The 8,391-nt window shown below is 73.8% G+C and carries 6 protein-coding genes and 1 pseudogene (1 of these 7 running past the window's edge); 3 read left to right on the top strand and 4 right to left on the bottom strand.

The features are described 5' to 3' along the window. A protein-coding gene (locus D455_RS0101175; RefSeq protein ID WP_017568930.1) for an AfsR/SARP family transcriptional regulator crosses the window boundary here: on the bottom strand, positions 1–2,269 show its 5' portion. It extends 1,247 nt beyond the left edge of the window; the window shows 2,269 of its 3,516 coding nt (coding positions 1–2,269); the start codon lies at positions 2,267–2,269; its stop codon lies beyond the left edge, outside the window. Between the two features lie 160 nt (positions 2,270–2,429). On the opposite strand from D455_RS0101175, the gene D455_RS0101180 reads away from it, so the two are divergent. Beyond that, entirely contained in the window at positions 2,430–3,308 is an 879-nt protein-coding gene (locus D455_RS0101180) for an alpha/beta fold hydrolase (protein ID WP_026122199.1), read from the top strand. 112 nt (positions 3,309–3,420) lie between these two features. On the opposite strand, the pseudogene D455_RS34990 reads toward D455_RS0101180, so the two are convergent. Further along, positions 3,421–3,558, bottom strand: a pseudogene (locus D455_RS34990) (DNA-binding response regulator); the annotation flags it as partial. Between the two features lie 491 nt (positions 3,559–4,049). On the opposite strand from D455_RS34990, the gene D455_RS0101185 reads away from it, so the two are divergent. Beyond that, positions 4,050–5,021 carry an exonuclease domain-containing protein gene (locus tag D455_RS0101185; RefSeq protein WP_017568932.1) on the top strand — a complete coding sequence of 324 codons (972 nt, stop codon included), beginning with the start codon at positions 4,050–4,052 and terminating at the stop codon, positions 5,019–5,021. Positions 5,022–5,085: 64 nt separating this feature from the next. Here D455_RS0101185 and D455_RS0101190 read toward each other — a convergent pair whose 3' ends face one another. Next, a complete protein-coding gene (locus D455_RS0101190) occupies positions 5,086–6,234 on the bottom strand; it encodes a baeRF2 domain-containing protein (protein ID WP_017568933.1) in 1,149 nt (382 codons plus the stop codon). Positions 6,235–6,498: 264 nt separating this feature from the next. Here D455_RS0101190 and D455_RS0101195 point away from each other — a divergent pair, with 264 nt between their 5' ends. Next, the gene (locus tag D455_RS0101195) at positions 6,499–7,371 is read left to right on the top strand and encodes a helix-turn-helix domain-containing protein (RefSeq protein WP_017568934.1); all 873 of its coding nucleotides are present in this window, start codon (positions 6,499–6,501) and stop codon (positions 7,369–7,371) included. Between the two features lie 72 nt (positions 7,372–7,443). On the opposite strand, the gene D455_RS0101200 is transcribed toward D455_RS0101195, so the two are convergent. Next, on the bottom strand, positions 7,444–8,289 hold the full coding sequence (locus D455_RS0101200; protein ID WP_017568935.1) for an alpha/beta fold hydrolase: 846 nt from the start codon (positions 8,287–8,289) through the stop codon (positions 7,444–7,446). Between the last annotated feature and the right edge of the window lie 102 nt (positions 8,290–8,391).

The raw sequence follows: 8,391 nt of genomic DNA on the forward strand, positions 1-8,391 counted from the left end.
GGGGGGCGAAACGCTCCTCGGCTTCGAGCGCGGCGGTCCTGGCGTGGTGGGCGGCCCGGGCGGCGGTGGCGGGGGCGCCCGCGCGGGCGAGGTGGTGGGCGAGCAGGGCGGCCTGGTCGGGGTGCGCCGCCTCGACCGCCTCGGCCACGGCGGTGTGCCAGCGTGCCCGGCGCGGGCGGGAGAGGTCCTCGTAGAGGGTGTCGCGCACCAGGACGTGGGTGAAGCGCAGCCGCTGGGTGTCGCCCGGTTTGCTTGTTTCGTCCTGTTCGGTGAGGAAGCCCGCGTGCAGGGCCTCGTCCAGGGCGTCGAGGAGGGCGTCCCCGTCCCCGGTCAGGGACGCCAGGACGTCCGGGTCGACGTCGCGACCGATGACGGCCGCCTGGCGGAGCAGGTGCTGGGTCGCGGGTGTCAGTGTGCCCAGGCGGTGGCGGATGACGTCGCGCACACCGGCGGGGACGGTGTCGGGCGCGGTGCCCTCGGACAGCAGCCGGGCCAGTTCGCGGGCGAAGAAGGGGTTGCCGCCGCTGCGGTGGTGGATGGTGCGCAGGGCGCGTGCGTCGACGTCGTGGCCGACCAGGGACCGGACGAGTGTGCTCGTCGCGTCCTCGCTCAGGCCGCTCAGGTAGGCGCGGGTCGGTTCGCCGGGGGCGAGCCGGGCCAGGGCCGCGGTCAGTGTCGGGGACACCTCCCCGGTGCGGTGGGTCCCCACCACCAGGACCGGCCCGGGGAAGGTCTCGGCGGCCAGGGTGGTGAGCAGGTCCAGGGTCTCCTCCTGCGCCCGGTGCAGGTCGTCGAGGACCAGGAGGACGGGGCCGCGCCGCGCGGCCCCGGCCACCAGGCGCACGGCCGCGCGCAGGGCGCGGAAGCGGGCCGCGGCGGGGGCCGCGGCCGCTGCCGGGACGCCGATGACGGAATCGGTCGCGGACACGGCATCCCCGGCCGGGTTCCGCGCCCCGGGATGTTTCCTGGCGCCTTCGTCCAGGCTCCCCGGTCCGGAACCGGCGGCGGGGTCGGTCACCGCCCCGGGACTCGGGGAGCCGGGGGCGCCGACCTCTCCGGCGGCCCCGAGCGGTTCCTCCGGCACGGGATTCGCGGGGACGCCGCGATCCCGAGGGCTCATGCCACCGGCCTGTGTGGTCTCCTCCGAAGGGCTGGCGGGCCCGGTGCCTTCGGCGGTCAGCGCGGCGGCGATCTGGGCCCAGGGCCAGGCGGCGGGCGCCCCCTCGTGCTCGGGGCTGCGCCCCCAGGCCGTGGTCCACCCGCGTGCGGCCAGGCGCCGCGTGAGGGCGTGGGCCAGGGCGGTCTTGCCCGACCCGGCGTCACCGGAGACCAGCGCGACCCGGGCCGTGGTGTCGGGCGCGGCGGAGGCGGCGGCCCGCTCCAACAGGTCCAGTTCGCGTGTGCGGCCCACGAAGGGGCGCCGGGAACGCTCGGGCACGGTCGCCTCAGCCCGGGGCGGGTGCGCGGTGGCGGCGGCGCGGGGTGTGAGGTGGGGAGCCTGGGCCAGGATGTCGGCCTCCAGCTGCCGCAGCTGGGGCCCGGGGTCCACGCCCAGTTCCCGAGCCAGGATGTGGCGGGCCCGGCGCAGTGCCGCGAGCGCGTCGCCCTGCTGGCCGGAGCGGTACAGGGCCAGGGCCAGCTGCCGCCAGGCGTTCTCGCGCAGCGGATGGGCCCGGGCGTGCGCCTCCAGGTCGGGCACGGCCTCGCCCGACCGGCCCAGCGCCAGGAGTGCCTCGGCGTGCCGCTCCACGGCCACCAGCCGCAGCCCGTCCATGCGGTCGGCCTCACCGCGCGCCCAGGGATAGGCGGTGAACTCGGCGTAGGCGGGACCGCGCCACGACGCCAGCGCCCGCTCCAGAACGATCAGCGCCTCGCCGGGCCGGTCCTGGGCGAGCCGTGCGCCGCCATGGGCCAGCGCGGTCTCGAAGCGTCGGGCGTCGACCGTCTCGGGGCCGGTGCGCAGCGCGTAGCCCGGGGGCGCGGTCACCAGCAGCCGGGCGGGTTGGCGTGCGGGCCGGTCCGGTTCCAGGGAACGGCGCAGGGCGGAGACGAAGGTGCGCACCGCCGCCACGGAGCCCCCGGGCGGCTCCGGCCACAGGTCCTCGACGAGTCGGTCGACGGACACGACGCCGCCCCCGGCGATCAGTAGTCGGGCCAGGACCGCGCGGTGCCGCGGCCCCCTGAGGTCGAGCGGCCCGTGCGCGCCGACGGCCTCCACGGGGCCCAGGACGCGAAAGTCCACCGCGGCGTCCGTCTCCTCCCCCGTCATGGCAGCCAATCTATCGGGCCGCCCGCCCTGCTCGGGGCCGTTGACGCTCGTGCTCAGCCGTTGCTCATCGGTTGCTCATCGGTGCCCGGCACGCTCGTGGACGACCGCGTTCGCCCCGTTCGTCGGGGGAGCACCACACGACCGACAGGAAGGAAACACCGTGGAACCGAGGATCCCGGGATTGGACTACCAGCGCGTGCCCGTCGCCGACGGGGTGGCGCTCAACGTCGCCGTGGGCGGAACGGGCAGTCCGATCGTCCTGCTGCACGGCTTTCCCCAGACCCACCTGATGTGGCGGCACGTGGCGGCCGACCTGGCCGCCGACCACACCGTCATCTGCCCGGACCTGCGCGGCTACGGTGACAGCGACAAGCCCGCCGACACCGACGGGCGGGCCTACTCCAAGCGCACGATGGCCGCCGACGTCGTCGCCCTGGCCCGGGCCCTGGGGCACGACCGCTTCGCCCTGGCGGGCCACGACCGGGGTGCCCTGGTCGCCGTCCGTACCGGGCTGGACCACCCCGACACCGTCACCCACCTGGCCTCGCTCGACGTGCTGCCGACCCTGGACATGTGGGACGTGATGCGCGGGGCCTCGGCGGCGGTGGGCTTCCACCTGTACCTGATGGCGCAGCCGCCCGGTCTGCCCGAGCAGCTGATCGGCGCCAGCCCGGACGCGTTCTTCGGGCACTTCCTGGACCTGTGGGCGCGCGACCCCGAGGCGATCCCCGACCAGGTGCGTGCCGCCTACCTGAGGGCCTGCCGGGAGGCGGTGCCCTCGATCGTCGCCGACTACCGGGCCTCGGCCGGGATCGACGTCGAGCACGACGAGGCCGACCGCGCGGCCGGAAGGCGGCTGCGCATGCCGGTGTCCGTGCTCCAGCAGGACTGGGGCGCGGCCCTGGGCTACGACGCCGCCGCGGTGTGGCGGGCCTGGGCGAGCGACCTGCACCACAGCACGGTGACCTGCGGCCACTTCATGGCCGAGGAGGCCCCGGCCGAGGTGGTCGGGGCGCTGCGCGACCTCCTGGCCAGGTAGGCCACGCCTGCCCTGCATGTCGGGGCGGGGGCCGACGCCGCGTGGTCCTCCCAGGAGGCCGAGCGCACCACCGCCTTCGACCCCCGTCCCGGCCTGAACCGGTGCGCGGGCCGCCGCCCCCGCGTACCCGTTCCAGGGCCTCCAGGAACTCCCCCACCTCCGACACCCGGTCCTTGAGCAGGTAGCCGACCCTTCCCGAGTCGTCGGCCAGCAGCTCGGCGGCGTAGCGCTGTTCCACGTACTGCGACAGCGGCCTCCAGGTCCAGGGGGTCCGCCGCGAGGGTGTCTCCGTGGCGTTTGGTCAGGTGTCGCAGGGTGATCAGGGATGGCCCTTCGCCTGGTGGGTCGTGGAAGTGGTGACCACGCTAGGGATCGGGTGTCCGCGCGGGCCATGGGGCGGACCCTCCGGTCGGAGGGGGGTGGGCACGAGGGCGGTCGGTGGCGCTGTTCGACCCCGGCCCCCGTCAGAGGGGAAAGGCCGCTTCCGAGGAACCGCGACTGTGACGGGCACCCTTCGGCGTTCGACACGTGCGGCCCGGTGGAAGGCGCTAACCTGGGTCCCCGAGAGTTCCCGGCCGGGTCGGAGGACGTGGCCGCCCTCCTTCCGCGTTCCGGGCGGGGTCCGTCCACGGCCGGTGACGCGAACGGGACGAGGGCCGGGGGTCGGCCGCCGTTCCCCGGGGGCCGCCGTGCGCGTCGCCGGGACCACCTTGGCCCGTTCCCTGTCGCTGGAGGTAGGCGGTGTCCCACACCTGGACCGCGATCGACTTCGAGACCGCCAACCACGACCGCGGCAGCGCGTGCGCGGTCGGTCTGGTGCGGGTGCGCGACGGCGCGGTCGTGGACCGCTACACCACCCTGATCCGGCCGCCCCGGCAGGTGGACTTCTTCTCCCGTCACAACACCGCGGTGCACGGCATCACCGAGGCCGACGTCGCCGACGCCCCCTCCTGGGAGCGGGTGCACGCGCACATCGTGGAGTTCGCCGACGGCACTCCCCTGGTGGCGCACAACGCCGCCTTCGACATGGGTGTGCTGCGCCAGGCCTGCGGGCACACCGGGCTGGCCCACCCGGCCTGGGAGTACGCGTGCACGCTGGCGCTGTCCCGGCGTACCTGGGGTGAGCTGCCCGACCACAAGCTGCCGACGGTGTGCGCCCACATAGGCCACCGGGTGCGGCACCACCACCGGGCCGACGCCGACGCCGAGGCCGCCGCGCACATCGTGATCGCCGCCATGGAACGGTACGGCACCGCGTCGCTGGCCGACCTGGCGCGTGCCGCCCGGATGGGTCTGCGCCGTGTGGAGGCCCGGAGCGGGGGCGCGGTGGCGGAGCCCGTGGCGGCCAGGCCCGCCGTTGCCGCGGTCGAGGACCGTTTCGGCAGGTGGCAGCGCGACGCCCGGGCCGCGCTGCCCGAGCCCTCCCCCGACGCCGACCCCTCGGGGCCGCTGTACGGGCGTACCGTGTGCGTCTCGGGCGATCTGGAGTCCATGGACAAGCCCGAGGTGTGGCGGCGTGTGGCCGAGGCGGGCGGGTATCCGGCCAAGAACGTCACCCGTAGGACCGACGTGCTGGTGATCGGCGGTCACGGCGGTACCGGTAAGACCGCCAAGCACCTGCGGGCCGAGGCCTACCGTGAGCGCGGTCAGCGCATCGAGTTCGTCACCGAGGCGGGGCTGACGGCCCTGCTGGGAATGACCACCGGCTCCTGAACGGGCACCGTCCACGGGGGTGGCCGTCCGCGCCCTCCAGGACGCGGACGGCCACGGCGCCGGGTCAGGCCCCTTCCTCCCGGGACTTGGGGAAGCGCAGGATGGCACCGTTCTCGGCACTGGTGTGACCGTGGTCGAGGATCTCGCTGAACCCCGCGTCGGCGGCCATCGCCGAGCGCAGCATCAGCGCGCTGGCCGGGGCCCGGAACGCCGCGTCGGCGTCGTCCAGGTTCGCGGGGTCCTTGGCCACGAGGATCGGTTCGTGGGGCGAACCCCACAGTTCGGGCTCACGGTCGCGGTCCGCGCCCAACAGCAGGGTCCGCACCCGCGCCTCCGAGAGCATGGGCAGGATCGGTTCGGTGCCGCGCACTGCCTGGTCGTTGGCGAGTTTTTGCTGGTAGTCGGCGATGAGGTCGTCGTGTCCGTCGATGACGAAATCACGCAGCGCCTCCACCGCGGCCTCGTGCAGGCGCTCCTCGGCGTCGGGGCCGCCCCGCCCGCCGGGTACCAGCTTGACGGGGATGTTCAGTCTGCGCTCGCCGATGTTCTCGCGCAGGTAGGCGATGGCCTCCTCGTCGCCGCCGACGAAGATGACCTTGGCGTCCACCTCGGCGACGGCGTCGCGTACCTGCTGGGCGATCCTGGTGGCGTTCTCGTGCCAGGTCTCCAGGGGGTAGTTCTTGCCGTCGAAGCGGCCGTTGTAGCCGCTGAGGACTCCGGGGCCGCCGCGGCCCATGGGTTCGAGGTTGCGCAGGTTGGCGCCGGAGAACTCCTTCTCGGAGGCCGGTTTGGTGGCGGGCTGGCCGGTGTAGGAGAAGATCTTGGCGTTGACCCGGTCCAGCGCCACCAGGACGTAGGGCAGGTAGCGGTCCCGGTCGACGACCACGGGAAGGGGGTCGGGGATCGGCATCAGGCGTGCGCGGTCCTGCCGGGGTGGTTCGGAGAGGGTGTGCATGCCCAGCAGTCGCCCCCGGGAGGCGAACAGGGAGTGACCGTGGCTGCCGTAGGCCCGGGAGGTTCCCTCCCTGACCGCCTCCTCCAACACGTCCAGGGTGGCCTCGTCGGTGCCCAGTGAGGACAGTTCGTCGCGTAGGTGGCGCCAGCGCAGCTCGATCTCCTTGCCCGCGTCGGTCCTGTCGCGGCTGGTGTCCAGGTGCACCGAGGCCACCGGTGCGTCGCTCTCGTACAGAGGTCGCAGAAAACCCAGGTCCATGTGTCCGCGGGGCGTGTGTCCCCGCCCCGCTCACCTCCTTCTCGGGGTCGGTCCGCGGGCCATCCTCGGGGCCATGTTCGCCGATGCCGGGTACGCCACGTCGACCCAGACACGCTCCTTGCCCAAGGATTCCCTGGCCTTGGGCGAGCCCCTACCCAGCGGACCGCGAGACGATGGGAAACCGACCGGAGAGGGTCGGCAAATGTCGGGTACGGCGGGGGCCGGTGTTCCTAACGTCGGTGGTGGAAGAAGGAGGGAGGCACCATGCTGGACCGGCTCAACCGGGCACTGGAGAAGGTCGAGGAGGACACCCGGGCACCGGTGGACGTGGCGGAGATGGCGCGCACCGCGCTGACCTCCGAGCACCACCTGCGACGCCTGTTCTCGGTGTTGTCGGGGATGCCTTTGTCGGAGTACGTGCGGCGGCGCAGGCTCACCCTCGCCGGAGCCGAGGTGCTCCGGGGCGAGGAGGGTCTGCTCGACATCGCGGTGCGCTACGGCTACGGGTCGGCTGAGGCCTTCGCCCGGGCGTTTCGCGCCATGCACGGGGTGGGGCCGGGCGAGGCCCGCCGGACCGGCGCGGTGCTCAACTCCCAGCCGCGGATGACGTTCCGCCTGACCGTCGAAGGGAGCACCACCATGCGTTACCGGATCGTGGAGAAGGAGGCCTTCCGTCTCGTGGGGGCCAGGGCGAGGGTGCCGATCGTCCACGAGGGCCGCAACCCCGTCATGGAGGATTTCGTCCGGGGCCTGGACCAGGGGGTCCGGGAGCGGATCGGGGAACTGTCCGACCAGGAGCCGCGCGGGCTCCTGGGAGTCACCGTCGCCCTTTCCCCCGACCGTGGGGAGGGCAGCGAGATCGACTACTACCAGGCCGCGGCGACCTCGGCGCGGGGTGCTGAGGGCATGGACGTCCTGGAGGTGCCCGCCGGCACCTGGGTGGTCTTTCCCAAGTCGGTGCCCGTGGAGGAGGTTCCCGAGGGTCTGCAACGGATGTGGGCGGACGCCTTCGGCCACTGGTTCCCCTCCAACCCGGCCTACCGGGCCACCGAGGGGCCGGAGGTCCTGCGGGTCGCCTACTCCGGGGACGGCGCCACGGCCGAGGCCGAGTTGTGGTTGCCGGTGGAGCGCGCCTGAGGCGGGGTCACCGCCGTGTCCGCACGGTCCAGCCGTGCGGACACGCGGGAGGGCCGTCCGGGTGGAGGCCCCTCAGGCGCGGGTGCGGCAGCGGTCCAGGAAGCGGCGCAGAACCTCGTTGAAGCGCTCGGGGCGTTCGAGGTTGGGCAGGTGCCCGGCTCCCTCGATGATCTCCACGACCGAGTCGGGGACCATCACGTGCATGGACTCGGTGAAGTCGGGCGGGGTGAACCCGTCGTACTGCCCTCCCACCAGCAGGGTGGGGGCGGAGACCCGGCGCAGCAGGGGTACGTAGTCCTGGCGTCTGGCGCGGCCGAGCAGGGCCGCCGCCGCACCCTCGGGCGGGGCCGCGTACATCATGGCGCGCACGTGGTCGGCCACCTCGGGCAGTTCGCGCACGTTGTCGGCGGTCATCATGCCCACGAGCATCTCGTCGGCGTAACCGCGCATGCCCTCGGCGCGCAGGCGTTCGGCCAGGGCGGCGCGGGCGGCCCTGCCCTGCTCGGTCTCGGGGCGGGGGTTGGTGGCGGTCAGGGTCAGCGAGTCGATCCGGTCGGGAAAGAGCCGGTACAGCTCCAGGGCGATCTGGCCGCCCAGCGACAGCCCCACCACGCTCACCACGTCCAGGCCCAGGTGGTCCAGGAGCCCGGCCAGGTCGCGGGCGAAGGTGTCCAGGTTGGTGGTCCCGGGGACGACGGTGCTGTGCCCGTACCCGCGCAGGTCGGGGACGATCACCCGGTAGCCGCGTCCCGCGAGGGCTTTGACCTGCGGCTCCCACATGGTGCGGTCGAAGGGGTGACCGTGGACGAGGAGGATGGGGTACCCGGCTCCGCGGTCGGTGTAGGTGACGCTGATCCCGCGCACGGAGGCGATGCCCGGGCCGTCACCACTCGCGGTGTTCGTCGTCTGATGTGCCACAGCACACGATGCTATTCAGGCGCGCAAGGCGTGTTCACACCGAGGCGGCCAAAGGCGCGGCGGCGGGCCGTAGGCGGTCCCTCGACGCCTACGGCCCGGGTA

Source organism: Nocardiopsis halotolerans DSM 44410 (genome assembly GCF_000341065.1).
GTDB classification, from domain to species: Bacteria; Actinomycetota; Actinomycetes; order Streptosporangiales; family Streptosporangiaceae; genus Nocardiopsis; species Nocardiopsis halotolerans.

Excerpts from the sequence above, each read along its gene's own strand:
- D455_RS0101190 (WP_017568933.1), bottom strand. The coding sequence starts at position 6,234 with ATGGACCTGGGTTTTCTGCGACCTCTGTACGAGAGCGACGCACCGGTG.
- D455_RS0101195 (WP_017568934.1), top strand. The coding sequence starts at position 6,499 with ATGCTGGACCGGCTCAACCGGGCACTGGAGAAGGTCGAGGAGGACACC.